At 69.1% G+C, this 25,131-nt stretch carries 23 protein-coding genes; 15 read left to right on the top strand and 8 right to left on the bottom strand.

What is annotated here, in order from left to right; translation table 11 throughout:
• Positions 1–167: 167 nt before the first annotated feature.
• The 7 genes from GXY15_06400 to GXY15_06370 are packed head-to-tail and all read left to right on the top strand — an operon-like array spanning position 168 to position 8,223.
• Positions 168–869, top strand: coding sequence for a PTS transporter subunit EIIA (locus GXY15_06400; protein ID NLV40843.1), 702 nt, complete (start codon positions 168–170; stop codon positions 867–869).
• A gap of 11 nt (positions 870–880) precedes the next feature.
• Positions 881–2,857: a hypothetical protein gene (locus GXY15_06395; GenBank protein NLV40842.1), complete on the top strand. Its 1,977-nt coding sequence runs from the start codon at positions 881–883 to the stop codon at positions 2,855–2,857.
• A gap of 8 nt (positions 2,858–2,865) precedes the next feature.
• Positions 2,866–3,774 (top strand): hydrogenase, encoded by a 909-nt coding sequence (locus tag GXY15_06390; GenBank protein NLV40841.1) that lies wholly within the window; start codon positions 2,866–2,868, stop codon positions 3,772–3,774.
• Positions 3,775–3,778: 4 nt separating this feature from the next.
• Positions 3,779–4,423 (top strand): hydrogenase, encoded by a 645-nt coding sequence (locus GXY15_06385; GenBank protein ID NLV40840.1) that lies wholly within the window; start codon positions 3,779–3,781, stop codon positions 4,421–4,423.
• 6 nt (positions 4,424–4,429) lie between these two features.
• Positions 4,430–5,920 carry a hydrogenase 4 subunit F gene (locus GXY15_06380; GenBank protein NLV40839.1) on the top strand — a complete coding sequence of 497 codons (1,491 nt, stop codon included), beginning with the start codon at positions 4,430–4,432 and terminating at the stop codon, positions 5,918–5,920.
• Positions 5,910–7,442, top strand: coding sequence for a hydrogenase (locus tag GXY15_06375; protein NLV40838.1), 1,533 nt, complete (start codon positions 5,910–5,912; stop codon positions 7,440–7,442). Before GXY15_06380 ends, GXY15_06375 begins: the two co-directional genes overlap by 11 nt.
• Positions 7,443–7,458: 16 nt before the next feature.
• Positions 7,459–8,223, top strand: coding sequence for a 4Fe-4S binding protein (locus GXY15_06370; protein NLV40837.1), 765 nt, complete (start codon positions 7,459–7,461; stop codon positions 8,221–8,223).
• Positions 8,224–8,227: 4 nt separating this feature from the next.
• Here the strand turns inward: GXY15_06370 and GXY15_06365 are convergent, their stop codons facing one another.
• From GXY15_06365 to ligA, 5 genes are read right to left on the bottom strand one after another with little or no spacing between them, the layout of a single operon-like run.
• Positions 8,228–8,854 (bottom strand): hypothetical protein, encoded by a 627-nt coding sequence (locus GXY15_06365; GenBank protein ID NLV40836.1) that lies wholly within the window; start codon positions 8,852–8,854, stop codon positions 8,228–8,230.
• A gap of 41 nt (positions 8,855–8,895) precedes the next feature.
• Positions 8,896–9,888 carry an MCE family protein gene (locus GXY15_06360; protein NLV40835.1) on the bottom strand — a complete coding sequence of 331 codons (993 nt, stop codon included), beginning with the start codon at positions 9,886–9,888 and terminating at the stop codon, positions 8,896–8,898.
• Between the two features lie 24 nt (positions 9,889–9,912).
• Positions 9,913–10,698: an ATP-binding cassette domain-containing protein gene (locus GXY15_06355; protein ID NLV40834.1), complete on the bottom strand. Its 786-nt coding sequence runs from the start codon at positions 10,696–10,698 to the stop codon at positions 9,913–9,915.
• A 3-nt stretch (positions 10,699–10,701) separates the two neighbouring features.
• The gene (locus GXY15_06350; protein ID NLV40833.1) at positions 10,702–11,787 is read right to left on the bottom strand and encodes an STAS domain-containing protein; all 1,086 of its coding nucleotides are present in this window, start codon (positions 11,785–11,787) and stop codon (positions 10,702–10,704) included.
• Positions 11,784–13,823, bottom strand: a complete 2,040-nt coding sequence (gene ligA, locus GXY15_06345; GenBank protein NLV40832.1) for an NAD-dependent DNA ligase LigA — start codon at positions 13,821–13,823, stop codon at positions 11,784–11,786. The genes GXY15_06350 and ligA overlap by 4 nt, the downstream gene beginning before the upstream one ends.
• 185 nt (positions 13,824–14,008) lie before the next feature.
• On the opposite strand from ligA, the gene GXY15_06340 reads away from it, so the two are divergent.
• From GXY15_06340 to GXY15_06305, 8 genes are all read left to right on the top strand, one after another.
• Positions 14,009–14,983 (top strand): alpha/beta hydrolase, encoded by a 975-nt coding sequence (locus tag GXY15_06340; GenBank protein ID NLV40831.1) that lies wholly within the window; start codon positions 14,009–14,011, stop codon positions 14,981–14,983.
• 385 nt (positions 14,984–15,368) lie between these two features.
• A complete protein-coding gene (locus GXY15_06335; protein ID NLV40830.1) occupies positions 15,369–17,327 on the top strand; it encodes an ABC-F family ATP-binding cassette domain-containing protein in 1,959 nt (652 codons plus the stop codon).
• 262 nt (positions 17,328–17,589) lie between these two features.
• Positions 17,590–18,351, top strand: coding sequence for a hypothetical protein (locus GXY15_06330; GenBank protein ID NLV40829.1), 762 nt, complete (start codon positions 17,590–17,592; stop codon positions 18,349–18,351).
• A gap of 18 nt (positions 18,352–18,369) precedes the next feature.
• Positions 18,370–19,620 carry an aminotransferase class III-fold pyridoxal phosphate-dependent enzyme gene (locus GXY15_06325; GenBank protein ID NLV40828.1) on the top strand — a complete coding sequence of 417 codons (1,251 nt, stop codon included), beginning with the start codon at positions 18,370–18,372 and terminating at the stop codon, positions 19,618–19,620.
• A gap of 16 nt (positions 19,621–19,636) precedes the next feature.
• Complete coding sequence (locus GXY15_06320) at positions 19,637–20,467, top strand: transketolase (GenBank protein NLV40827.1); 831 nt, start codon at positions 19,637–19,639, stop codon at positions 20,465–20,467.
• Between the two features lie 3 nt (positions 20,468–20,470).
• Positions 20,471–21,490 (top strand): transketolase family protein, encoded by a 1,020-nt coding sequence (locus tag GXY15_06315; protein NLV40826.1) that lies wholly within the window; start codon positions 20,471–20,473, stop codon positions 21,488–21,490.
• A gap of 3 nt (positions 21,491–21,493) precedes the next feature.
• Positions 21,494–22,285, top strand: coding sequence for a hypothetical protein (locus tag GXY15_06310; protein NLV40825.1), 792 nt, complete (start codon positions 21,494–21,496; stop codon positions 22,283–22,285).
• A gap of 16 nt (positions 22,286–22,301) precedes the next feature.
• A complete protein-coding gene (locus GXY15_06305; GenBank protein NLV40824.1) occupies positions 22,302–22,547 on the top strand; it encodes a hypothetical protein in 246 nt (81 codons plus the stop codon).
• A 15-nt stretch (positions 22,548–22,562) separates the two neighbouring features.
• Here GXY15_06305 and GXY15_06300 read toward each other — a convergent pair whose 3' ends face one another.
• The 3 genes from GXY15_06300 to GXY15_06290 all read right to left on the bottom strand — a co-directional run bounded on the left by GXY15_06300 (position 22,563) and on the right by GXY15_06290 (position 24,907).
• Positions 22,563–23,693: a lactonase family protein gene (locus tag GXY15_06300; protein NLV40823.1), complete on the bottom strand. Its 1,131-nt coding sequence runs from the start codon at positions 23,691–23,693 to the stop codon at positions 22,563–22,565.
• A gap of 26 nt (positions 23,694–23,719) precedes the next feature.
• A complete protein-coding gene (locus GXY15_06295; GenBank protein NLV40822.1) occupies positions 23,720–24,166 on the bottom strand; it encodes a hypothetical protein in 447 nt (148 codons plus the stop codon).
• A gap of 105 nt (positions 24,167–24,271) precedes the next feature.
• On the bottom strand, positions 24,272–24,907 hold the full coding sequence (locus GXY15_06290; GenBank protein ID NLV40821.1) for an adenylate kinase: 636 nt from the start codon (positions 24,905–24,907) through the stop codon (positions 24,272–24,274).
• Positions 24,908–25,131 lie beyond the last annotated feature (224 nt).

Raw genomic sequence — 25,131 nt, 5'->3', positions numbered from 1 at the left:
GACTGGATGGACGCGATGGATTTCCATTCAGTCCATCCAGTCCATATCGTCCATACTGTCCATTCCTCCCCCGTCCACTCCGTCCTTTTTGACTCCCCGCGCCGGAAAAGCGCATACTATGTCCGAAATGTCCCGGCCTGGGCAGGGTTGGGCAGGCCAGGGAAGCAATGCAACTCAAGATTCGAGAAGTCGCGCAACTGCTGAATGTTTCCGACAAGACCGTGTACCGGTGGATCAAGGCCGGCACGCTGCCGGCCTACCGCATTCAGGACCAGTACCGCGTGGACCGGACCGAGCTGCTGGAGTGGGTGACGGTCTCCAAGATTCCCGTTTCCGACGAGATTTTCAGCGAGCCGCGGGAGTCCAAACAGGCAGTGTCGCTGGCCGAGGCCATCGAGGCGGGGGGCTGCCATTACCGGGTGGAGGGGAACGACAAGGCGTCGGTGCTCCGGGGGGTGGTGGAGTGCATGCGCCTGCCCGAGGGGGTGGACCAGGATTTTCTGTACCGCGTGCTGCTTTCCCGCGAGGAGGTGTGCTCCACCGCGGTGGGGGACGGCATCGCGATTCCGCATCCGCGCAGCCCGCTGATTCTGCACATTGTGCGCCCGCTGTTGGCGCTGTGCTTTCTGGAGCGGCCGGTGGCCTTCGGGGCGATGGACGGGCAGCCCGTGCGCGCGCTGCTCACCCTGGTCACGCCGACGGTGCGCATGCATTTGCAGCTTCTCTCCCGCCTGGGCTTTGCCCTCCATGACGCGGGGTTCAAGGCGGTCATCTCCGAGCCGGGCACCCGGGAGGCCATTCTGACAGAGGCCCGGCGGGTGGACACCGCGCTCGACGAGCGGGCGCGCGCCGAACAGCAGCAGGAGTGAACTTGAACCCCATGCAGTTGACCCTGGCAGGCCTGGTAATCCTGATGCTCAGCGGCGGCGCATCCGCCCTCGCGGGGCGGTCGGCGGCGTGGTCGGCGCGTCTGGGGGTCGGCGGGGCCGTGGCGGGCTGCATCCTGGGTTTGATCCCCGCTGTGGGAACGCTGGTGGGCGGGCTTTCCCTTTCCGTCCGGATTCCGTGGCCACCCCCTGCGGGGAGGGGCTTCGAGCTGGGCCTGGACCCGCTGTCGGCCGTGTTTCTGATTCCCATGACGCTGCTGGGGGCGCTGTGCGCGGTGTACGGGGCGGCCTATCTGGGGAAGGGCGCGCGGCGCGCCTCCTGGTTTCATTACAACACGCTGGTGGCGAGCATGATGGCCGTGGTGCTCGCCCGGGACGCGGTGGTGTTCCTGATCGCGTGGGAAACCATGGCGCTCAGCTCCTTTTTTCTGGTGATCCACGACCACGGGAAGGCGCAGGCGCGCCGGGCCGCCTGGCTCTACATGGTCGCCACCCATCTGGGCACCGCCTTCCTGCTGGCGATGTTCGCGATTCTCTGCGCGCGCGGTTCCGCCGGGTTTGACGCCCTGGCCCGCGCGGGCGCGGCGCTGCCCGCCCCGCTGGCCACCGTGCTGTTTGTGTTCGCCCTGGTCGGCTTCGGCACCAAGGCGGGGTTCATGCCGTTCCACGTCTGGCTGCCCGAGGCGCACCCGGCGGCGCCGAGCCACGTCAGCGCCCTGATGTCGGGAATCATGATTAAGACGGGCATCTACGGGCTGATGCGGGTGCTGGGCTTCCTGGGGGCGCCCGCGCCGTGGTGGGGGGGATGCCTGCTGGCGGTGGGGGTGACTTCGGGGGTGCTCGGGGTGCTGTTCGCCCTCGCCCAGCACGACCTCAAGCGGCTGCTCGCCTACCACAGCGTGGAAAACATCGGAATCATCGCCATCGGGCTCGGGCTGGGGTATCTCGGGTTGGCGCACGGGCTGCCCGCCGTGGCGGCGCTGGGCTTTGCCGGGGCGCTGCTCCATGTGGTGAACCATGCGGTGTTCAAGGGGCTGCTCTTTCTCGGGGCGGGCGCGGTGCTGCACGGCGCGGGCACGGGCGAGCTGGACCGCCTGGGCGGGCTGCTCAAACGGATGCCGGGAACCGGCGCGGCCTTTCTGGTGGGCGCGGTGGCGATCTGCGGCCTGCCGCCGCTGAACGGGTTTGTGAGCGAGTTCCTGATCTACCTGTCGGCCTTCCGGGGCGTGGTTTCGCCGTCCGCCGCCGTGGTGGTGGCCGGGCTGTCGGGCCTGGCCGGCCTGGCCCTGATCGGCGGGCTGGCGGCCGCGTGCTTCACCAAGGCCTTCGGGGTGGTCTTCCTCGGGGAGCCGCGCACGGAGCAGGCCGCCGCCGCGCAGGAGGCGGGGCCGGCCATGCGCTGGCCCATGGCCGCGCTCGCGTGCCTGTGCGGCGCCATCGGGATATTCTCCCCGGCGGTGCTGCCCCTTCTGGCGCCCGCGGTGGCGGTCGTGATGAAAGGCGCCCCGGAGGCGGCGACGGCCGGTCTTGCGGCGGCCGCGACGCCGCTGACCTGGATTGTCGCCGCGGCCGCGGTGCTCGCGCTGCTGGTGGCGGCGCTAAGCGCGCTGCGGTTCCGGCTGCTCGGCGCGCGCGCACGGCAGGCGGTGACCTGGGACTGCGGCTACGCGGCCCCCGCGCCCCGCATGCAGTACACGGCGTCGTCGTTCGCGCAGCCGCTCACGGACCTCTTCGCGCCGCTGCTGCGGACACGGCGGGAGCACGTGCCGCCGAAGGGCATCTTCCCCGCCGGAACCACGTTTGCGACGGAGACGGACGACCTGTTCCAGCGGAACCTGTACGCGCCGCTGTTCCGGATGACGGGCGCGGCGCTGGCCTGGTTCCGCTGGGCGCAGCAGGGACGCGTCCAGCTGTATGTCCTCTACATTGCCCTCACGCTGCTGGCCCTTCTTCTCTTCTGCGTCGAGTAGGAACCATGATGTTTCTTTCCCTGACAAACGTTGTCCTTGCGCTCCTGGCGGCCCCGCTGCTTCTGGGCGTGATCAACCGGACGAAGGCGTTCTTTGCGGGACGCCGGGGACAGCCGCTGTTGCAGGCGTATTACGACCTGGCGAAGCTGCTGCGCAAGGACGCGGTGTACAGCCGCACGACCACCTGGGTGTTCCGCGCGGGGCCGGTGGTGGGGCTGGCCTGCGCCCTGACCGCGGCGGCCCTCGCGCCGCTGGGGGGCGCGCGCGGGCTGATCTCCTTCCCCTGCGACCTGATTCTCCTGGCCTACCTTTTCGGCGTGATGCGCTTTTTCACCGTGGTGGCGGCGCTGGACACCGGGTCCAGTTTCGAGGGCATGGGGGCCAGCCGCGAGGTGCAGTTTTCCGCGCTGGCGGAGCCCGCGCTCCTGCTGGGGCTCGCGGTGGTCGCGCGGCTCACGGGGGAGCTCTCGCTCTCCGGCATGTTCGCGGCCCTGTCCCCCGCCGCCTATGCGGCGTCGGGGCCCGTGCTGGCGCTGGTGGGCGTCTCCTTCCTCGTGGTGGTGCTCGCCGAGAACTCCCGGATTCCGGTGGACGACCCCAACACGCATCTGGAACTCACCATGATCCACGAGGTCATGGTGCTGGACCACAGCGGCCCGGATTTCGCCTTCATCCTGTACGGCGCGGCGCTCAAGCTCTGGGTGCTGGGCTCGCTGCTGGTCAACGTGGTCCTGCCCGTCCGCACGGGCAGCGCGGCGCTGGACCTGGCCGCCGCGCTGGCGGGCATGCTCTGCCTGGCCGTGCTGGTGGGGGTCATCGAGTCGTGCATGGCGCGGGTGCGCCTGCTGAGGGTTCCCCAGCTTCTCGTGGGGGCCGTTGTGGTGTCCGGACTGGCCTTTGTCCTGCTGCTGAGGTGACCGCGTGAACATCGTCATAGACACCGCCCTGCTCGCGCTGATCGTCTCCAGCATGCTGCTGCTGGGGTTCAGTCAGATCCGGTCGTGCATCCGCGCCGTCGCGGTTCAGGGCTTCGTGCTGGGGGCGCTCCCGCTGGTCGCGCACGGGAGCGGGCTGGTGGTCTCGACCCTGCTGCTGAGCGCGGTGACCGTCGCGCTGAAAGGGGTCGTCTTCCCCCGGGTGCTGTTCCGCTTCCTCCGGGAGGCCGATGTCCGCCGGGAGGTGGAGCCCTTCGTGGGGCACGCCGCCTCCGTGCTGGTCGGGTTCCTCTCCCTGGCCGGTTCCGTGTGGATGTGCTCGCGGTTCCCGGTGTTTCCCGGGAATCCTCCGCCGCTGGTGGTGCCCGTGTCCTTCTTCATGGTGTTTGTGGGGCTCTTCATCATTGTGAGCCGGAAAAAGGCGGTCAGCCAGATTCTCGGCTATCTCGTCATGGAAAACGGCATGTACGTCTTCGGCGTGGTCGTCCTGCGCGACATGCCGCTGCTGGTGGACCTGGGCGTCCTGCTGGACGCCTTTGCCGCGGTCTTTGTGATGGGCGTGGCGGTCCACCACATCACCCGCGAATTTGACCACATGGACGTGGACCAGCTGGACACGCTGAAAGGCTGAAACGGAATGAACGCCGCCGGATTCCTTTGGATTCTGATCGCCCTGCCCCTGCTGGGGGCCGGGGCGTGCCTCGCCTGCCGGTCGCGCGGCGGGGTCATGGCGGTCATCCGCGCGGGGGTGCTGTTGTGGGCCGCCGCGGCCCTCGTCTTTGTCCGGGGGGTCCGCGCGGAGGGTTCGCTGTCGGCCGGGTGGGGCTGGCTCCACCTCGACGCGCTCTCGGCGTACCACCTGCTGGTGATGACGGCAGTCTTCACACTGAGCTCCCTGTATCTGCCCGCCTATTTCCGGGGGGAGCCCGCGGAGCACCGGACGGACTCGGCGGGGATGCGGCGCTTCGGCGCGCTCTGGTTCGGGGCGCTGGCGGCCATGGCGCTGGTGCTGCTCTCCGACAACATCGGCATTCTGTGGGTGGGCATCGAGGCGACCACGCTGGTGACCGCGTTCCTCATCTGCACCCACCGGACCCCGGAGTCCATGGAGGCGATGTGGAAATACCTCATCATCTGCTCCGTGGGCGTGGCCTTCGCCTTCATGGGCACCCTCTTCGCCGGCGCGGCGGCCAGCGGGCTGCACTATCCGGGGTCGCAGGCGCTGCTTTGGACCTGCCTCAATGAAAACGCGGCGCGTTTGGACCCGGTGCTGATGAAGGCGGCCTTCCTGTTTCTGCTCGTGGGCTACGGCACGAAGGCGGGCATCGCCCCGATGCACAGCTGGCTGCCGGACGCGCACAGCCAGGCGCCCGCGCCGGTGTCCGCCCTGTTCTCCGGCTTCATGCTGAACGCCGCCCTCTACGCGGTCATGCGGTACATGCCCCTGGTGGAGACAGCCACAGGAAACACGGGCTGGAGCCACCGGCTGCTGCTGTTCTTCGGCCTGGCCTCGCTCCTGACCGCCGCGGCGTTCATCGGCTCCCAGCGCGACCTGAAGCGGCTCCTGGCCTACTGCAGCATCGAGCACATCGGCATCATCGCCATCGGGCTGGGACTGGGCGGGTTCGGCGTCTTCGCCGCCCTGCTGCACACGCTCAACCACTCCCTCGCCAAGTCGCTGGCCTTCTTCGCCGCCGGCCGCCTCGGCCAGATGCACGGAACGCACGACATGCGGCGTCTGGCGGGCTCGCTGAAGACGGCCCCCGTGTGGGGCGGGGCGCTGCTGGTGAGCCTGCTGGTGCTGGTCGGCGCGGCGCCGTTTGCGGTGTTCCTGAGCGAGCTGATTCTCCTGGTGGTGGCGGCCGGCCAGGGCGCCTATTGGACCCTCGGCCTGTTTCTCGCGGGGGCGGCCGCCGTCTTCGTGGGCATCCTGCGGAACGCGATTCCCCTGGCCTGGGGCGATCCCGCGGGCGTTCCCCGGCCCGAGCGCGCGGGCGTGACCGAGAAGCTGCTGGTCGCCGTGTGCGTGGGCGCCCTGCTGCTGCTGGGAGTCTGGCTGCCCGGCCCGCTGACGGACATGCTCGGGGCCGCTGTCCACATCGTGGAGGGAGCCCCCCATGAGCTGTGATTCTCCGCTTCCCGTGTTCAACTGTGAGCGCGTCCCCCTGGACCGCGTGCCCGTGCTGCCGGTGGAGGATTTCCGCGAGGAGATTCTGATGCACACGGCGGACGGCGGGCGGATCGTCAGCCTGTTCGGCGCCCCGGCCCCCGGCGGCGGCAGGGTGCGCCTGCATGCGGTGCTCGGCGCGGCGGACACGGGCGGCTTCCTGGTGCTTTCGGCGGATGTCTCCGGGGACGGCTACCCGGCCCTGACGCCGGAATGCGCCCAGGCGCACTGGTTTGAGCGCGAGATCGCGGAGCAGTGGGGCCTCCGGCCCGAGGGCCATCCCTGGCTCAAGCCGCTCCGCTTCCACCGCTCCCGCCGCCCGGGACACGACGCCTGGGGCCGCGGCGGGGAAGAGCCGCCGGTCGTCGGCGTGACGGACTTCTACCGGGTGGAGGGCGAGGAGGTCCACGAGGTCGCCGTGGGGCCGGTGCATGCAGGCATCATCGAGCCGGGACATTTCCGGTTTCAGTGCCACGGCGAGAATGTGATGCATCTGGAGATTTCGCTGGGATACCAGCACCGCGGCGTCGAGGACGCCCTGATTGGCGGCCCCGGCCGGCGCGCCATCCACCACATGGAGACGCTGGCCGGGGACACGACCGTCGGCCACGCGCTGGCGTACTGCCAGGGCATCGAGGCGATCACGGGAACGGCCGCCCCGTTCCGCGCGCTGGAGCTTCGGGGAATCGCCCTGGAACTGGAGCGCCTGGCGAACCACACGGGCGACCTGGGCGCGCTGTCGGGGGATGTCGGCTTTCTGCCCACGGCCTCTTTCTGCGGACGGCTGCGGGGCGACTACCTGAACATGACCGGACTCGCCTGCGGCAGCCGTTTCGGGCGCGGCTGGGTGCGGCCGGGCGGGGTCGCCTTTGACCTCACGCCGGAGCTCCGCAGGGAGATTCTAAAGCGCCTTGACGCGGTCTTCCGCGACACCCGGGACGCGGTGAGCCTCCTATGGAACACCGCGTCGGTCATGGCCCGCTTCGAGGAGACGGGCCGGATCACCCCCGACCTGTGCGCGGCCCTGGGGCTGGTCGGCGTTCCCGCGCGCGCCTGCGGCATCCGGCGCGACGCGCGGTTTGAATATCCCTCGGGCATCTACCAGTTCACCGGCATCCCCACGGCCACCTGGGCCAGCGGGGACGTCTTCGCGCGGGCCCAGGTCCGGTGGCGCGAGATGGTCCATTCCGCGGCCTTTGTGCGGGAGCGGCTGGAGAACCTTTCGGAGGGCCCGGTGCTCAGCGCGGCCGCCGCCCCCCTGGCGGCCGATTCGCTCACCGTCTCCGTGGTGGAGGGATGGCGCGGGGAAATCTGCCACACCGTCCTCACGGACGGGGCGGGACGGTTCGCCGCATACAAGGTGGTGGACCCCTCGTTCCACAACTGGGCCGGGCTGGCCATGGCGATGCGCGGGCAGCAGATTTCCGACTTCCCCCTGTGCAACAAGAGTTTCAACCTCTCGTACTGCGGGGCGGACCTGTGATGGAGGCTTCGGAACAATGATCGGACCACTCAGAGCCAGACTCAGCCAGGGGTACCGGACGGGGAATTACCCCGAAACGGTGCCGGAGCTCCCGGAACGCTACCGGGGGCTGCCCGCCCTCGACCCCGAAAAGTGCGCGGCCGGCTGCGGCGCGTGCGCCGACGTCTGCCCGACCGGCGCGGTTTCCACCGCCTCCGGAAAGGCCGCGCTCGACATGGGACGGTGCCTCTTCTGCGGGGAATGCGCCGCGGCCTGCCCGCCCCGGGCGCTGACGTTCACGCGGGAACACCGCCTGGCGTCCCACGGGCGCGAAGGACTGACCGTCGCCGGCGCGGACTGGCGGCAGGACGCCGGACGGCGCGGCGAGGAGCTGCGGCGGCTTTTCGGGCGCTCGTTCCGCCTGCGGCAGGTGAGCGCCGGGGGCTGCAACGCCTGCGAGGCGGACACGAATGTGCTGGGCACGCTGGTGTTTGACCTGGGCCGCTTCGGCATCCAGTTTGTCGCGTCGCCCCGGCACGCCGACGGCATTCTGGTCACGGGGCCGGTCTCCCGCAACATGGAGGGGGCGCTGCTGAAGACTTACGAGGCGGTGCCGGACCCCAAAGTGGTCATCGCCGTGGGGGCCTGCGCGGTGTCGGGCGGGGCGTATGCCGGGCACGACGAGGTGGTGCCGGGGGGCGTCGGCGCGCTGCTGCCGGTGGACCTTTGGGTGCCCGGGTGCCCGCCGCATCCGCTCACGATTCTCGACGGCCTGCTGCGGCTGATTGGCCGCGTCCGGTAGGGCCCTACTTCGCCGGGGGCGCGGGCGCGTCCGGCGTGGCCTTCGCCATTTCCGCGGCCGCCCGGGTCACGAGGCGCCCGGCGGCGCGGTTTGCGGCGCGCGCAAAGCCCGCGCCGCTGTCCTCGTCGAGGGGCTCCGTTTCCACCAGGGTGCCCGTCCAGACCGCCTTCGGCTCGCGCGACGCGCGCAGCTCCATGCGGACCTCCACCTCGGCGGTGGCGGGGGAGACGGCGCGGTTCAGCCGCAGGGCGCGCAGCTCGCCCGTGAGAATCAGGGAGGGGCGCACCATCTCGGCGGCGTCGCCGACGTCCGCATAGCGCGCGGTGGCCCGCAGCATGTCGGAGAGCGAGCGCGTGAGGGCCGTCTCGGGCCGCTCCGCCCATTTGTCATGGGGCAGATAGCCCAGGGTCCCGTCCTCCGCCAGAACGGCCATGCGCAGGTCGTAGGGCAGGGCCGCGGCCAGGGGGCGGATGCCCAGGGTGTTCCCGGAATCGGCCAGGGCGGGGGCCTCCCCCGGCGCCGGCGCCAGCAGGAACTGGCGGGTTTCCATCAGGGTGCGGGGGCCGAGGCACCCGGCCGGGAGAGTCCCCAGCGCCGCCGCGGCCAGCAGGACCGCCATTGTCCGTAGCATGTGTCTCTCCGCCATGGTTCCCTGTCCTGTCGGTTGCGCTCTCATTTCGGGGCCTGCCGGAAAACGGACTTGCCGCGCACCAGCTGGGACGGGTCGGCCTTGAGCTGGTCCATCAGGAGGCGCAGGCTTTCAAAGGCCTCGGTCAGTTCCTTCATCGTGGAGCGCAGGCTGTGCTCCACGTTGTCCGTCTCGTGCAGCACGTCCTTGGTGACGGTGTCGAGCTGCTCCATGGAGGCCTCGACCGAGGCCGAGAGGGAGGTGACGGCGTCGAGGGCCTTCTGGACGCGCGCCTGGGTGTCCGCCACGTCCACGGCGCCCATCTTCTCATTCGCCGTCCTGACCAGGGACTCCATCTCCTTCGCGAGGCTCTGGAGGTCGGCGCTGCGCGCCTCCAGGGCGTCCACCACGCGGCGGGCGTCCTCGCGGAGGGCCTTGACCGTCTCGGTGGTCTCCGTGGCGAGTTTCCCGCCCTCGTCCATGACCCCCTCGCCCTTCTTCAGCAGGTTCTTGACCCGCTCCACGACCTCCCGAATGTCCTCCTCGGGCAGCGCGTCGAGCCGGTCGCTGACCTTTCCCGCAATGTCATTAAGCTGGGCCATGATGTCGGTGATCTGCGAGCTGATGGCCTCGATGGTCGAGGTCTTGGTGGGGATGCGGCTCATCCCGGGGAGCACGGGGCCGTCGGACTCGCCGCCGCTGAGGCTGATGGCCATGGTGCCCGCGGCGATGCTGTACAGGACGAGCTGGCCCTCCACGCCCTTGCGCAGCGTCACCTTCTCGGGGTTGATGAGGATCTCGACGAGGGCCTTCTGACTCTCGGTGACCCGGATGTTCCGCACCTTGCCCACGGGCACGCCTAGGTACTCGACCATCCCGCCCTCGTAGAGGCCGAGGACCGACTCGTCGAACTCGAGGGTGTACTCCTCGCCGGGGTCGTGGTACATGCCCTTGATGAGCATGGCGCCGCCCACGATGAGGGCCAGGCAGGCGATGAGGAAGACGCCCACCTTCACTTTCTGTTTTCGCGTGGCCACTTTGTCCTGTTCCTTGCGCTGTTCCTATCCCGCCAGCATGGTCTGGGTAATGTGGTCGTCGGGCCGCCGCTCGAAGAACTGCCGCACCCGCTCCACGCCGCTCTTCTCCGCCTCCTCCACGGTCCCGAGAAAGATGATCCGGCCCCGGTCCAGCATGAGCACCCGGTGGGCGGCCAGCCGGATCGAGTCCAGCTCGTGGGTCACGATGACGAAGGTCATGCCCAGCAGCCGGTTCAGCTTGACCACCAGCTCGTCGAGCCCGGCCGCCATGATCGGGTCCAGCCCGGCGGAGGGCTCGTCAAAGTACACGAGGTCGGGGTCCACGGCCATGGCGCGGGCGAGCCCCGCCCGCTTGCGCATGCCGCCGGACAGGTCGCTGGGCATGGTGTTCTGCGCCGCCGACAGCCCGACGAGGCTGAGCTTCATCCGCACCAGCGAGTCCACCAGGTCGGGCGTCACGGCGTTGTACTCCGCCATGGGCATGGCGACGTTCTCGCCGACGGTCATGGAGTTGAACAGGCCGCTCGACTGGAACGCGATGCCGATGGACCGCTGCATGACCGCCAGCTCGTCCTCGTCCATCGCGGCGACGTCCCGGTTCTGGAAGAGGATGCTCCCGGACGTGGGGCGCAGCAGGCCGCACAGGTGCTTGAGCAGCGTGGTCTTGCCGCAGCCGCTCGCGCCGACGATCATGAAGATCTCGCCGCGCCGCACGTCAAACGTGATCCCGTCGAGCACCCGGGTGTCCCCGTAATGGGTCACCAGGTCCCGCACCTCGATGATCACGCCGTTGTCGTTGCCCTCAGCCATGGGTCAGTCCAGCACATAGTAGAAGATCGCCGCGAAGACGATGTCAATGGTGATCAGCATGAAGATGTCCATGACCACGGCGCGGGTCGTCATGCGGCCGACGCCGCGCGACCCGCCCGTGACCCGGAAACCATTATGACAGCCGATGAGCGAGATCGCCACCGCGAAGGACAGCGCCTTGAGCATGCCCTGCACGAAGTCGTTCAGCTCCGCCGCGCCCAGGGTCTGGTTGTACCAGATGTATGGGCGGAACCCCAGGATGCCCACACCCCAGAGCGCGCCGCCCAGGGTGCCCGAGAGCATGCCCAGCGCCGTCAGGCAGGGCAGCGCCACCAGGAGCCCCAGCAGCTTGGGAGACACGAGGTACTGCGCCACATTGATGCCCATGCCGCGCAGGGCGTCTATCTCCTCCTGCACCTTCATGGTGGCGATTTCGGCGGCGATGGCCGCGCCGGTGCGCGCGGAAACCACCACGGCCGTCGTCACCGCGCCCAGTTCGCGGGCGAAGGCGATGATGATGAGGTTCGCCACGTAGATCTGGATGCCGAAGGCCTCCACCTGCTTCGCCGAGAGCATGGCGATGATCAGGCCCATGAGGAAGTTCATGAGGCACACGATGCCCACGGCCCGCACGCCCATCTCGTACAGCTCGTCCACAAAGGCGCCAAACCGGAACCCGCGCCCCTCGAAGGGCGCGATCAGGGTCCAGTAGAGCGCGTCCACGCAGAGCCCGCCGAACTGGCGCAGCTCCGTGAAGAAGCTGATGGTCTTGTCCCCCAGGTCCTCGAGAAACCACGGCTCGGGCCGCTTCGGCGGCTCGTCCATGACCAGCGCCGGCTCCAGGATGCCGATGAAGTCCTCCACACCCCCGGACTGACCCCGCCAGGACACGGCCGCCCCGCGCCGGCGCAGGAGCCGCGCCGTCTGGATGAGCCAGGCACCGCCCTGCGAGTCCATGGACCGCGTGCCCGCCAGGTCCAGCACGACCTCCTCCCCCCTCTTCGGCGCGGACTCCCGCACGGACTGGAACAGCTCCCGGCCCGTATTCTGGTCCAGCGTTTCGGGGCAGGGAACGGTGTGCTCGCTCATGCGCCGTCCCCCCCGGTCATCTCGCGGAACTGCGCCTCGGTGAGCACGGGCACGCCGAGGGCCAGCGCCTTGTCCAGCTTGGATCCCGCGTCGGACCCCGCCAGCACATAGGAGGTCTTCTTGCTGACGCTGCCCGCGGGGCGGCCGCCAAGGCGTTTGATCAGGGCGTGCGCCTCATCGCGCGACCACCCCTCCAGCGCCCCGGTCACCACAAAGGTCATCCCCTCGAAGGGGCGCGGACCGGACTCGGCCGCCTCGTCCGCGCCGCGCTGGTGCAGCCGCACCCCGGCTTCACGCAGCCGGTCTATAAGAGCGAGGTTCTCGGGAACAGTAAAAAACTCGCGCACGCTCGCCGCGATGACCCCGCCCACCTCGTCCACCGCCAGCAGCTCCGCCTCCGTTGCGGCGGCGAGGGCTTCCATGGTGTTGAAGCCCACCGCGAGGTTCTCGGCGATATGCTCGCCCACCTCGCGGATGCCGAGACCGTGGAGCAGTCGGCCCAGGGGGCGGTCCTTCGCCTTTTCCAGCGCCGCCAGCAGGTTCTCCGCCGACTTGTCGCCCATGCGCTCCAGCCCCAGCAATTGCTCCTTCGTGAGCAGGAAGAGGTCGGCGGGCGTGTGGACCAGGCCGCGCGACACGAGCTGCTCCACGAGCGCGGGGCCCATGCCCTCGATGTCCATCGCCCGGCGGCTGGCGAAATGCTCCAGACGCCCGCGCACCTGGGCCGGACAGGCCAGGTTCAGGCAGCGCAGGTAGACGCCCGCCGGGTCGCGGTGGACCGCGCTCCCGCAGTCGGGGCAGCGTTCCGGCAGGGGGAACGGCGCGGCGTTTTCCGGGCGCTCCTCCGGCAGATAGCGCACGAGCTGCGGGATGATCTCCCCCGCCTTCTGCACCTCCACCAGGTCGCCGGGCCGGAAATCCTTCGCGGCGAGGTCGTCGAAATTGTGCAGGGACGCCCGCTTGACCACCGTGCCCGCAAGGAGCACGGGCGCCAGCTCGGCCACCGGCGTCAGGGCGCCCGACTTGCCCACCTGCACCGTGACGCCCAGCAGGCGGGTTTTTGCGGTTTCGGCGGGAAACTTGTAGGCAATCACCCAGCGCGGGGCCTTGCTGGTGCTGCCCAGCACCCGGCGCTGGGCCAGGCTGTCCACCTTAACCACCATGCCGTCGGTCGCGTAGTCCAGCTCAAAGCGTTTCGCGCGCCAGGCCGCGCAGTGCGCGACGACCTCCTCGATGTCCGCGCAGCGCCGCCCATGGGGGTTCACCGGCAGGCCGAAACCGCGCAGGCGGTCCAGAACGCCGTCATGCGTGTCCGCCAACGGTTCCGACACCTCCGCCGCATCGTAGAGGAAAATATCCAGGGAACGCGCCGCCACGGCCCGCGGGTCCAGCAGTTTCAGCGTGCCCGCCGTCGTGTTGCGCGGGTTGCGGAACGGCTCCAGCCCCTCCTCCTCCCGGGCGCGGTTCAGGCGTTCCAGGATGGACCAGCGCATGTAGACCTCGCCCCGCAGCTCCATTTCCGCCGGGGCGCCGGCAATCTCCTCCGGCAGCCCCGCCAGCGTGCGGGCGTTCGCCGTCACATTGTCCCCGCGTTTGCCGTCGCCGCGCGTCGCCGCGCGGATTAGCCGCCCGCCCTCATAGCGCACGCTGAGCGAAACCCCGTCCAGCTTCAGCTCCACAAAATACGCGGGTTCCGCGCCCTCCAGGCCCTTCTTCACCCGCTGGTCAAAGGCCCGCAACTCTCCCTCGTTGTAGGTGTTCTCTATGGACAGCATCGGCACGCTGTGGAAGACCGGCTCAAAGCCCTCCTGCGGCGCGCCGCCCACCTGTTTCGTGGGCGAATCCTCCGCCGCCAGCTCCGGATGCGCCGCCTCCAGCGCCTCCAGCTCCCTCAGCAGCGCGTCAAACTCAAAATCCGAGATTTCCGGCCGCGCGTCCTGATAATACAGACGGTTGTGCCGCTCGACCTCCGCCCGGAGCCGGGCGTGCCGTTCGGCGGGGGACACCCCCGGGGTGCTGTTGCTGCGCTGCTGCATGGTCGCGTGGTGTCTCTGCGGTCCGCCGCCCCCCAAACTTCCGGGCCGCGAAACCTCTTGCAGATTATAGCGGAATTACCGGGCGCGGGCACATTTCACCAAACGGCGCGACAAAGTTGATTCGGCCCAGTGCGTTTCATACCATGTACCCGGCTTCGGCCCACGACATGGAGTTCAACCACACGATGACAGACCTGTCAAAGAGCATAAAACTTTCGGCTTGGCCCGGGGTGAAGGAGGAGATCGTGAAGCAGGTGACGGACCTGCTGGGCGATCTTCCGAAGCCGCCGAAGGACCGGCAGTTCAAGATTCTGGAGGAGTACGAGTCGAAGGGCAAGGCGGCGCGGCGCCGGATCGGCTTCTATGCGGCGGACGATGAGCTGGTCACGGGCTGGCTGTTCGTGCCGGAGGGGAGCAAGGAGGAGGTGCCGGGCATCCTGTGCTGCCACGGGTACACGCCCTATGGCAAGGACGAGCCGGCGGGGCTGGAGGGCGACATGCATCTGGCGCTGGCCCAGCATTACGCGGAGCGGGGCTATGCCACGCTGGCGGTGGACATGCCGACGGCCGGGGAGCGGGCGGGCGCGAAGCGGAAGCCCTATGACGGGGAGCAGTTCCACAGGGACAACCCGAAGCTCAGCCTGGCGGGCAAGGCGCTCTCGGACCACATGCAGGCCGTCGCGGTGTTCGGCGACCTGAAGCGGGTGGACCCGGCGCGCATCGGCGTGATCGGCCACGGCCTGGGCGCGTTCAACGCGCTGCTGCTGGCGGGGCTGGACAGCCGGGTGCAGGCGTGCGTGGCGAGCTGCGGGTTCACCCGCTTCGCCACGGACAAGACGCCGGGGGTCTGGCCGGAGGACGAGGGGCTGGTGCTGCTGCCGAAGGCCGTGGAAATCGGCGCGGCGGGCGGCGACTTCCCCGTGGACTGGGAGCACATCCTGTCGCTGGCCGCCCCGACGGCGGTGCAGATCATCACGTCGCTGTCGAACGCGATCCAGGCGAACCCCAAGAGCTGCCAGAAGGCCGTCGCCACGGCCGGAAAAATCTACAAGATGCTCGGCGCGGAGAGCGCCCTGGACCATTACACCAACTACGACGGGCGGGACCTGACGGAGACCACCCTCGAGGTGGCCGACGAGTGGTTCGAGCGCTGGCTTTGATGCCCCGTAGGGACGGACAGCGGCGGGCCCCCTTAACGCAGAGACGCAGAGGCGCAAAGGACCGCAGGGCGGGAATGTTCCCCGGTTCAGCGCACCTTTGGAACCGAAAGGTTTCTGTGTTTGCTAAGGGGCCGGGGCCTCTTGGTCCCCCCTTCAGGGGGGTGGACGCGTCTTCGCGAGCACGAGATTGCTTCGCTTCGCTCGCAATGACCGGAAAAACACGCGTCATTGCGAGCGAAGCGAAGCAATCTCTTGCCCGCCAACGCCCCGGAACTCGGAACATCCCCCGGTTCGCTCCCGCGAATCACCCCCCTGAAGGGGGGACCCGGACCGCGCGCGCGCCCCATGCCCACCCTCTTAGCCCGGAATCACCGGAGCATCGGGCATGAGCGCCGTCCCCCCGCAGAAACCCGTGCTGGGCGTCATTGACGCCGAGAAATGGTACGGCGCGCAGCTCATCCTCAAGGGCGTCTCCCTCACGGTGAACGAGGGCGACCGCCTCGGGCTCATCGGCCGGAACGGCTGCGGCAAGTCCACCCTCATGCGGATCATGGCGGGGGTGGAGGCCGTGGACGCGGGCGAGGTCACGCGGGCGCGCGGCCTGCGCGCGGCGCTGCTCCGCCAGGACTGCCTGCTGGACCTCTCGTGGACCGTGGGCGACGCCCTGCGCAACGCCGCGGAGGAGGCCAACGACCTGCTGGCGGCCTATCATGACGCCGTGCGGCGGCTGTCGGAGACACCGGGCGACTGCTGGGAGCACCGCGAGCTGCAGGAGGAGTGCGACCGGATCCACCACGCGCTGGACGTGGGCGGCGGCTGGACCCCCGAGCAGGAGGCGCGCCGCGTGGCCACGGCCCTGCGGCTGCCGCCGGAGGACCGCCCCCTCTCCAGCCTGTCCGGCGGCGAGCTGCGCCGGGTGGACCTCGCCCACAAAATCGCGTCGCGCCCCGACGTGCTGCTGCTCGACGAGCCGACGAACCACATTGACACGGACAGCATCGCGTGGATCGAGTCGTTCCTGGAGTCCTACGAGGGCACCTGCGTCCTCGTGACGCACGACCGCTACTTCCTCGACCGCGTGGTCACGCGCATCGCCGAGCTGGAGTTCGGGAAGGTATACACCTTCCCCGGCGGCTACTCGCGCTTTCTGGAGTACAAGTGCGCCGTGGACGAGACCCGCGCCCGCACGGAGGACAACCGCCTGGCCTTCCTCCGGCGCGAGCTGGCCTGGTACCGCCGGGGCGCCCAGGCCCGCAGCACGAAGCAGAAGGCCCGCATCGGCCGCCTCCTGGAGACGGTGGAGGACGGCCCGCCGCCGGTCCACCGCGAGTTCCTCTTCGAGATTCCCGAGCCCGAGCGCCTGGGGAAGAACATCCTCGAGGTGCGCCAGGCCACCCACGGCTACGGCGGCGCGCCGCTCTTCCGCCAGTTCTCCCTCTTCATGCAGAAGGGCATGCGCGTCGGGATCATCGGCCCCAACGGCTGCGGCAAGAGCACGCTGCTGCGCGTGCTCATGGGGCTGGAGCGGCCCGCCGACGGCGAGGTCCTCCTCGGCGACGCCACCCGCTTCCTCTACCTCGACCAGGCCCACGCGGACGTGGACCCCGCCCAGAGCATCCTCGACTTCGTGGCGGGCGGCGCGCGGTTCTGGGACGTGGGCAACCACCGCCTCTTCGTCCCCGCCTACATCGAAAAGTTCCTCTACGACCGCGAGAGCGTGGACATGCCCATGGGCAACCTCTCCGGCGGCGAGCGCAACCGCCTCGACCTCGTCCGCAGGCTCCTGCGCGGCGGCAATTTCCTCGTCCTCGACGAGCCCACCAACGACCTCGACCTCTTCACCCTGCGCCTGCTCGAGGAGACCGTCCTCGCCTTCGACGGCTGCGCCCTCATCGTCAGCCACGACCGCTACTTCCTCAACCGCGTCTGCACCCACCTCCTCGTCTTCGAGGAGGATGGCCGCATCACCCAGATCACCGGCGGCTACGACGACTACCTCCTCCACCGCGAGCGCCGCGAGGGCGAGGCCCGCGAGGTCCGCCGCGCCGACGCGGTCCGCGAGCGCGCGGTGCGGCAGGCGTCCCCCGCCCCGCCCCCCTCCGGCCCCCGCCGCCTCAACTACAACGAGAAGCGCGAACTCGCCCGGATGGAGGGGGAAATCCTCGCCGCCGAGGAGAAGGCCGCCCGCCTCGAAGCCGCCGTGCAGGCCCCCGCCTTCTACGCCGGCCCCCGCGAGGACACCGCCCCCGTCCTCGCCGAGCTCGAGGCCGCCCGCGCCCGCATAGAGACCCTCTACCGGCGCTGGCAGGAGCTCGAAGCCCTGGAGAAGGGCGGCGCGGGATAGGGGTTTGCGGCACGGAGGTCTGAGCGGGAAAGACGGTCAAACCGCGAGAAAGAGGGCGCGGCAAGCGGCGCCCCTACGGGCGCGTGCCTTGGGCCTGCAAGAAGACGCCTGGGACGACCCCCAGATAGGGGCGCTGCTTGCCGCGCCCTAGGGCTGGCGCGAAAGCCGTCTCTTGTCCGCCGCCCCGTTTTTCTTGAATTCTCGCGGGGCTTCTGCTATTTTCAACCTTCGGTCGCGAACAGGCGTATGAGGGACGGTCGTTATGAGCAGCGAGTTGGTCCGGGCGCATCTAAACCTTGGGGCGGTCCTCAAGAATCTTGAGGTGTTGGGGGACGTGGACCCGGAGGCGGCGCGGCTTTCCGAGCCGTGGCGGATCGCGGTGCAGTTCACGGTGGCCTTCGGGCCGGAGGCGTGGCTGGAGTATTCAGCGACGGGCTGCCGGCAGGATTTGGGCCGCCACATGAACCCCGACGTCCGCCTCCTCTTTGCGACGCCCCGCCATCTGAACCGGATGTTCGACGGCACCGCCCTCCCCATCCCCCTGACGGGCTTCACGCGCCTGGGCTTTCTTAAGGACGAGTTTCCCAAGGCGACGGCGCGGCTGGAGGCCGTGCTGAAGCCGAAGACGGACCCGCTGGAGGATCCGGCGCTGCTGGCGGCGAACACGGCGCTGACGCTGTACACGGGGGCCTTTGCGGTACGGGCGCTGGCGGCGACGGACCCCGTGAGCGCGGGCCTCGCGGCGGGCGCGCCCGCGGGCACGCTCCAGCTTCAGGTGCTCCCGGACGGCCCGGCGGCCTGGGTGAGCTTCGGGAAGGACGGGGTGCACGCGGGGCGCGGCCTCGCCGGAGCGCCCGCGGCGCGGATGACCTTCAAGGACGTCCAGACCGCCCATGAAGTGCTGGGCGGGAAGCGCGACGGCATGTCGGCCATTGGCCAGGGCGACGTGGAGGTGTGGGGGATGCTGCCCCTGGTGGACAGCGCGACCCTCATCATGGACCGGGTGGCGCGGTTTCTCGACTGACGACCGGAGGAAGGCAGGATGGATCCCTACACGTTTGACAAGACGGCGGCGTGGATGGAGCGGGCGTCGCGGGTCATTCCCGGCGGCATCTACGGACATTTCGGCCCGGCGCCCTACGTCCCCGTGTCGGCGTACCCCTTCTTTTCCGACCGCGCCGAGGGCGCGTATTTCTGGGACGTGGACGGCAACCGCTTCATTGACTACATGTGCGCCTACGGCCCCATGATCCAGGGGTACCGGAACCCCGTGGTGGACGCGGCGTACCGGGCGCAGATGGAAAAGTGCGACGTGAACAGCGTGTGCGCGCCCGTGATGGTGGAGCTGGCGGAATATCTGACAGAGCTGGTTCCCGCGGCCGACTGGGCCTTTTTCGCGAAGAACGGCGCGGACGTGACCAACCTGGCCGTGATGACGGCGCGGGCCGCCACGGGCCGCAAGAAGATCGTCGCCATCAAGGGCGGCTACCACGGCACCTCGCCGTGGATGCAGGGGCCGGGCCACCACGGGGTGATCGAGGAGGACACGGCCAACATCATCCGCATCCCGTGGAACGATGTGGAGGCCCTGGAGCGTGTCGTGGCGGACAGCCCCGGCCAGATCGCCGGGTTCATCTCGTCGCCCCTCCACCACCCCATCTTCACGGACAACGAGCTGCCGGCGCCGCACTACTGGGAGCGGGTCGAGGCGCTGCTGCGCGCCAACGGCATCGTCTTCATCATTGACGACGTGCGGGCGGGGTTCCGGCTCCACATGGGCGGGTCCTGCGAGCACTACGGGTTCACCCCGGACCTCATCTGCTTCTGCAAGGCCATCGGCAACGGATACCCCATCTCCGCGCTCGTGGGCGGCGACGCCCTGCGCGGCGACGTGTCGAAGGTCTTCCACACGGGCAGCTACTGGTACGGCGCGGGGCCCATGGCGGCCGCGCTGGCCAACCTGCAGGAGCTGCGGCGGATCAACGGCCCGCGCCTCCTGAGCGAGACCGGCGGGCTGCTGGCGGCGGGCATGGTGGACGCGGCCCGGAGCAACGGCTTCGACCTGCGCATCAGCGGCGAGCCGTCCATGCTCTACGCGCGCATCACCGACGACCCGACGCTGGAGATGCAGCAGCGGTGGTGCGGCGAGTGCGCGCGGCGCGGGGTCTTCATCACGTCGCACCACAACTGGTTCGTGAGCACGGCGCACACGCGCAAAGACATAGAAGACACCGTCGCCGTCTGCGACGAGGCGTTCAAGGCGGTGCGCGCGTTCTACGGGAGCGGCATCTAGGAAAGGAGTCCGGCGCATGCCCCTCAGTCAACAGGAACTGGGCGAACTCAAGAGGACGGCGGCGAAAATCCGCCGGGACATTGTGGACGTCACCGGCTGGTCCGGCGGCGCCCACGTGGGCGGGTCCCTCAGCATGGTGGACATGCTGGTGCTCCTTTACTGGAAGTACCTGCGCGTGGACCCGGCCCGGCCCGACTGGGAGGACCGCGACCGCTTCGTCCTGAGCAAGGGCCACGGCGGCGTCGGCCACGCGGTCGTGCTGGCCAACAGGGGCTATTTCCCCATGGAGGACCTCAAGACCTTCAACGAGACGGGGTCCAAGCTGGGGATGCACCTGGACGGCGCGAAGGCGAAGGGCGTGGACGCCTCCACGGGCTCCATGGGCCACGGGCTCTGCCAGGCCCTCGGCATGGCGCTGGGCGCCCGCGTGCTCAAGAAGGACACGCGTGTCTTCTGCATCATCGGCGACGGCGAAAGCAACGAGGGGTCCATCTGGGAGGCGGCCATGGCCGCGGCCCACTACAAGACCCCGAACCTCGTCGCCTTCCTCGACCGCAACCACTACATGATTGACGGGTACACGGAGGACGTCATGTCCCTGGAGCCGCTCGCCGACAAGTGGCGGGCCTTCGGCTGGGAGACCCGGGTCGTGGACGGCCACGACCTGGCGGCCCTCGCCGAGGCGGTCGAGTTCGCCATCGCGTGGGACCAGGGCCCCGTGATGCTCCTGTGCGAAACGGTCAAGGGCAAGGGCGTGGATTTCATGGAAGCCAAGGCGAAATGGCACTACGGCGGACTCAGCGCCGAGATGGTGGCCAAGGCCAAGCAGTCCATAGGGGAGGGTTGAGCGATGGCCGGTGTGGAAAGCAGCACAAGCTGGACCGTCTACGACGCCACCAAGCTGAGCGCGCGTGAGATCTACGGCGTGGTCCTGTCGGACCTGGGCGCGGCCCGGCCCGACATCGTCGGCCTGTCCGCCGACCTCGCCAAGTCCACGCAGATCGGCGCCTTCGGCGAGCGGTTCCCCGACCGCTTCTTCAACTTCGGCATCGCCGAGCAGAACATGTTCGGCGCGGCGGCGGGCCTGGCGAAGATGGGCCTCACGCCCTTCGTCAGCACCTTCTCCGCCTTCGCGTCCATGCGCGCCTGCGAGTTCCTGCGCACGGACGTCTGCTACCAGAACCTCAACGTGAAGGTCATCGCCACCCACGGCGGCACCTCCTTCGGCTCCGCGGGCACGACCCACCACGCCACGGAGGACCTGTCCATCGTGCGGGCCTTCGCCAACCTCACGGTGATCGTGCCCGCCGACGGCTTCGAAACGGCCCAGGCCGTCAAGAAGTGCCTCGACATCGCCGGGCCGGTGTACATCCGCATCGGCCGCGGCTTCGAGCCGACGGTCTACGACCGCGAGGACGAGAGCTTCCAGATCGGCAAGGCCGTGGAGATGCGCCCCGGCACGGACATCACCATCATCGCCTGCGGCCCCACGGTCTTCCACGCCGTCGAGGCGTCCAGGGTGCTCGCGGAGAACGACGGCCTGAGCGTGCGCGTGCTCAACATGCACACCATCAAGCCCATTGACGAAGAGGCCGTCCTGCGGGCCGTCGCCGAGACGCGGCGCATCCTCACCGTCGAGGACCACAACGTCGTCGGCGGACTGGGCACCGCAGTGGCCGACGTCATCGCCGCCAGCGGCAAGGGCTGCGCCTTCACCAAGGTCGGCATCCCCGACACCTTCACCCCCCACGGGTACCCCGAGGATCTGATGAACCTCTTCGGCACGGACACCGACGGCATCATCGCCAAGGTCCGCGAGCTGCTGGGGCGCGAGTTTGAAGAGGACGAAGACTGGGAAGACGAGGTTTAACCGATGGCCACCAGCGAGGAACTGCTCACCGCCAGGATCGTCTGCCGCGCCGTCCTGCCCGTCATCAAGGTCATGATCGAGGACGCCCCCAAGACCGCCGCCGCCTTCCAGGACACCGTCGGCAGGGTCCAGTTTGTCGCCGACGACCCCGCCGGGCGGGTGGGCGCCTGCCTGTGCTTTGACAGGGGCACCTTCACCGTGGCCCAGGAGATCGTGCCGGACGCGGACGTGACCTTCGCCTTCTCCAGTGTCGCAAAGATGAACGCGTTTTTCGCGGGCAAGCCCGTAGTACCCGCCCTGGGGCCCCTGATGAAGGGCGCCTTCGGGCGTTTCGGACTCGTGGTCAACACGGTGAAGCTGATGCTGGGCCTGAAACTGCTCATGCCCACCGCGTCGCCAAAGGACCCCGTCAAGGCGCGGCTCAAGGTCAAGATGACCCTGTACATGATCTCGACGGCCCTCAGCCAATTGAACAAGGCGGGCGACGCCGAGATGAACAAGTGGACCGCGAAGCAGCCGGACCGCATCTACCAGTGGTCCGTGGACGGCACGGACATCGCGTGCCACCTGCGGGTCAAGGCGGGCAAGACCAAGGCGGGGCGCGGCGTGTACACGCGGCGCAAGCCCTTCATCCACATGCGCTTCGCGGGGGTCGAGGGCGCGATACCGGTGCTGAACAACGAGGTGGACTCCCTCCAGGCCATGGCCCGCGGGCTCGTGGTGAGCGAGGGGTCGCCGGAATACGGGGCGAAAGTGGGCGATTTCATGCTGAGGATCGCCGGACTGCTAACTTGACGGGATAGGGGGTGCCATGACTGAGCAGGGGCGCAAGACGCACTACATGGCGAGGCCACGGCGGTGTTCCGCCTGCGGCGGGGGGCGCGTCCACGACGTGCTCTACGGGGTTCCCGAAATGGGGGATTTCGCCCGTCTCGAACGGGGCGAGGCCGTCCGCGGCAAGGACATCATGGATGTGGACGACCCCAACTGGGTCTGCGTGGACTGCGGCGCGTCGTTCTGGCGCGCGCACTGTTCCGACCTTGATGAACTGAGCTGACGCGGCGGCCCCGCGTCACGGTGCGGGGGAGAAGGTCACACACACGGCCACCGGCACGACGGCCACCTCGGAGGTGGCGGCGGGCATGCCCGTCTCCGGGTCCACCCGGAACAGCACCACCGTGCCTGACGCCTGGTTCGCCGCCAGCAGGAAGGCGCCCGTGGGGTCCAGCGCGAAGTTGCGGGGCGTCTTGCCGCTTGTCGGCACCTGGCCCCTCGCGGTGAGTCTGCCCGTCGCCGCGTCCACATCGAACACCGCGATGCTGTCATGACCCCGGTTGGACGTGTACACGTGCCTGCCGTTGGGGTGGATGCGGATTTCGGCCGAGGTGCTTTCCTTGTCATACCCCTCGGGAAGGGTGCTGATCGTCTGCACGGGGTCAAGCCGCCCCGCCTTGGCGTCCCATGAAAACACCGCCACGGTGTTGGCCAGCTCGTTGAGCACGTAGGCGAACTTCCCGTCCGGGGAAAACTTCATGTGGCGCGGGCCCGCGCCCGGGTCGGTCTGCCCGAAGGCCGGCTCGTTCGGCAGCAGCCGCCCCGAGGCGGCGTCAATCCGGTAGATCATCACCTTGTCCAGCCCGAGGTCCGGCACCAGGGCGAACACGCCGTCCGGCGACGGGAAGATCGAGTGCGCATGCGGCCCCTCCTGACGCTTGGGATTGATGCTGGACCCCATGTGCTGCATGAAGCCGCAGGCCTTGCCCAGCGCGCCGTCCTCCCCCGCCGGAAACGAGACCACGCTGCCGCCGCTGTAATTTGCCGCCAGCACCCGGTCGCCCTTCGGCGTCACGGACACATGGCACGGCCCGGCGCCCACCGTGGACTGGCGGTTGATCTCCGTCAGTTTGCCGGTGGCGGGGTCGAGCGCATAGGCCACCACCACGCCGCCCGTCTGGTCGTCCTCCACGGAGTACATCACGGGCTTGGACGGGTGCAGGGCCTGGAACCCGGGGTTGCGCGTCTCGCAGGCCAGCCCGTGCAGGGCAAGGGTGCCCTCGGCGGTGTCCAGCCGGAGCAGGTGGATGCCGCCGCCGTCTTTTCCGGTGGAGGTGCCGATGTGGACCCAGTACGCGCCGGAGGGGGCCGCGGCCGCCGCGCCCGCCAGCGCGCACAGAAGGAGAAAAATCGCCGCGCGGTGTGTCATGGGGTGTCTTCCTTTCGTTCGGGGGGTCAGGCCGCCTTGAACGCGGCGATGATGCGTTCCAGCAGCGCCACATCCTCCCCCATCGCCACGATGAGGAACATGCCGCGCCGCGCGTACCGCGTGGGGGTCTGTTTGGGTTTGGCGGCCCCGAGCGACTCCGCCAGGTTCCACTGCGCCACAATGGCCGTGCCCGGGTCCGTCTTCTGGTACTCCGTGTACCGGGCGATCTTGCCCTCGTCGTCGTACTGGTAGATGGTCACGCCCGCGCCGCCGATCCGCGCACCCGCCGTGGCCGCGGACTCGTTGGACGGCGTGGTCATCTCAAAGGACTCCACGGGAAGCCCCGCCTTCGTGAGGCCCGCCTGCACGCGCTCGAAGGTCATCGGCTTCGGCATGAGCTTCAGGGCGAAGGGCAGGGCCGCCAGGACCACGCCCAGCCCGATGAGCAGCTTGACCAGTTTTTCGGTTTCCATGCCCGGGTTCTCCCGCCTCCAGTGTAGCACGATCCGTCCGCGCGCACCGCGCGAAAGAAGACGCGCCCCGGGCGGCGGAACCGTCCGGGGCGCGGAAAAGGCGGATCAGAGCGACTCAACCACGGCGACGACGCGCGCGTAGACCTCGTCCGGGCCCGCCTTGGAGCTCTCGACCGTGCGCAGCACGCCCTCTTTCCCGTACCACGCGATGATCGGCTCGGTCGTCTCGTGGTAGGTCTTCAGACGGTACTGGACCGTCTCCGGCTTGTCGTCCTCGCGCTGAATCAGCCGCGGGGCGATGTCGGCCGGCGGCGGGCTGAACAGAAGGTTGTACACCGCGCCCGTCTCCGGGTCGCTGCGGCGCGAGCTGAGCCGGGCGACGATCTCCTCGTCCGGCACGTCCACGTTGATCGCCACGTCAATCTTCTCGCCGCGCTTCTCCAGGAAGGCCTTGAGCATCTCGGCCTGCGGGATGGAGCGGGGGAACCCGTCCAGGATGTAGCCCTTTTCGCAGTCCGGCTGCGCCAGGCGGTCCGCCACGATGTCGCAGGTCAGCGAGTCCGGCACCAGCGCGCCGCTGTCCAGATAGCCCTGCACCTGCTTGCCCAGCGGGGTGCCCTCGCGCAGGTTCTTCCGGAAAATGTCCCCGGTGGAGATGTGCAGGCTGCCGAGCTTCTCCGCAAGGCGGATGGCCTGCGTCCCTTTTCCCGCGCCGGGCGCGCCCAGCATCACGATTCTCAGACTCATCGAACGGTTCCTCCTGGTGTGTTGGACTGGTTCTGGATGGCGGTTGCTGTCCCCGGGGGACGGCACCCGCGCCAGTATACCAAAGGGACGGGGGGCAATGCCCGGGCGGCCAAATCGGCGAATAGTGCCGAAATCCAAGCGGGCGGGCGGGAACGCTTCGCCCGGTCCGCGCACCCTTCTGTCCTTGACAACCGCGTCTCTTGATGATAAAATGTTAT

The organism is Candidatus Hydrogenedentota bacterium (assembly GCA_012730045.1).
Classification (GTDB): Bacteria; Hydrogenedentota; Hydrogenedentia; order Hydrogenedentales; family CAITNO01; genus JAAYBR01.
The sequence above is the reverse complement of the archived record's forward strand: the minus strand, read 5'-3'. Positions and strand labels throughout refer to the sequence as shown.

Bases quoted from the DNA above. Each gene is read 5' to 3' on its own strand.
- GXY15_06400 (NLV40843.1), top strand. From the start codon at position 168: ATGCAACTCAAGATTCGAGAAGTCGCGCAACTGCTGAATGTTTCCGAC.
- GXY15_06395 (NLV40842.1), top strand. From the start codon at position 881: ATGCAGTTGACCCTGGCAGGCCTGGTAATCCTGATGCTCAGCGGCGGC.
- GXY15_06390 (NLV40841.1), top strand. From the start codon at position 2,866: ATGTTTCTTTCCCTGACAAACGTTGTCCTTGCGCTCCTGGCGGCCCCG.
- GXY15_06380 (NLV40839.1), top strand. From the start codon at position 4,430: ATGAACGCCGCCGGATTCCTTTGGATTCTGATCGCCCTGCCCCTGCTG.
- GXY15_06375 (NLV40838.1), top strand. From the start codon at position 5,910: ATGAGCTGTGATTCTCCGCTTCCCGTGTTCAACTGTGAGCGCGTCCCC.
- GXY15_06370 (NLV40837.1), top strand. From the start codon at position 7,459: ATGATCGGACCACTCAGAGCCAGACTCAGCCAGGGGTACCGGACGGGG.
- GXY15_06365 (NLV40836.1), bottom strand. From the start codon at position 8,854: ATGCTACGGACAATGGCGGTCCTGCTGGCCGCGGCGGCGCTGGGGACT.
- GXY15_06355 (NLV40834.1), bottom strand. From the start codon at position 10,698: ATGGCTGAGGGCAACGACAACGGCGTGATCATCGAGGTGCGGGACCTG.
- GXY15_06350 (NLV40833.1), bottom strand. From the start codon at position 11,787: ATGAGCGAGCACACCGTTCCCTGCCCCGAAACGCTGGACCAGAATACG.
- ligA (NLV40832.1), bottom strand. From the start codon at position 13,823: ATGCAGCAGCGCAGCAACAGCACCCCGGGGGTGTCCCCCGCCGAACGG.
- GXY15_06340 (NLV40831.1), top strand. From the start codon at position 14,009: ATGACAGACCTGTCAAAGAGCATAAAACTTTCGGCTTGGCCCGGGGTG.
- GXY15_06335 (NLV40830.1), top strand. From the start codon at position 15,369: ATGAGCGCCGTCCCCCCGCAGAAACCCGTGCTGGGCGTCATTGACGCC.
- GXY15_06330 (NLV40829.1), top strand. From the start codon at position 17,590: ATGAGCAGCGAGTTGGTCCGGGCGCATCTAAACCTTGGGGCGGTCCTC.
- GXY15_06325 (NLV40828.1), top strand. From the start codon at position 18,370: ATGGATCCCTACACGTTTGACAAGACGGCGGCGTGGATGGAGCGGGCG.
- GXY15_06320 (NLV40827.1), top strand. From the start codon at position 19,637: ATGCCCCTCAGTCAACAGGAACTGGGCGAACTCAAGAGGACGGCGGCG.
- GXY15_06315 (NLV40826.1), top strand. From the start codon at position 20,471: ATGGCCGGTGTGGAAAGCAGCACAAGCTGGACCGTCTACGACGCCACC.
- GXY15_06310 (NLV40825.1), top strand. From the start codon at position 21,494: ATGGCCACCAGCGAGGAACTGCTCACCGCCAGGATCGTCTGCCGCGCC.
- GXY15_06305 (NLV40824.1), top strand. From the start codon at position 22,302: ATGACTGAGCAGGGGCGCAAGACGCACTACATGGCGAGGCCACGGCGG.
- GXY15_06300 (NLV40823.1), bottom strand. From the start codon at position 23,693: ATGACACACCGCGCGGCGATTTTTCTCCTTCTGTGCGCGCTGGCGGGC.
- GXY15_06295 (NLV40822.1), bottom strand. From the start codon at position 24,166: ATGGAAACCGAAAAACTGGTCAAGCTGCTCATCGGGCTGGGCGTGGTC.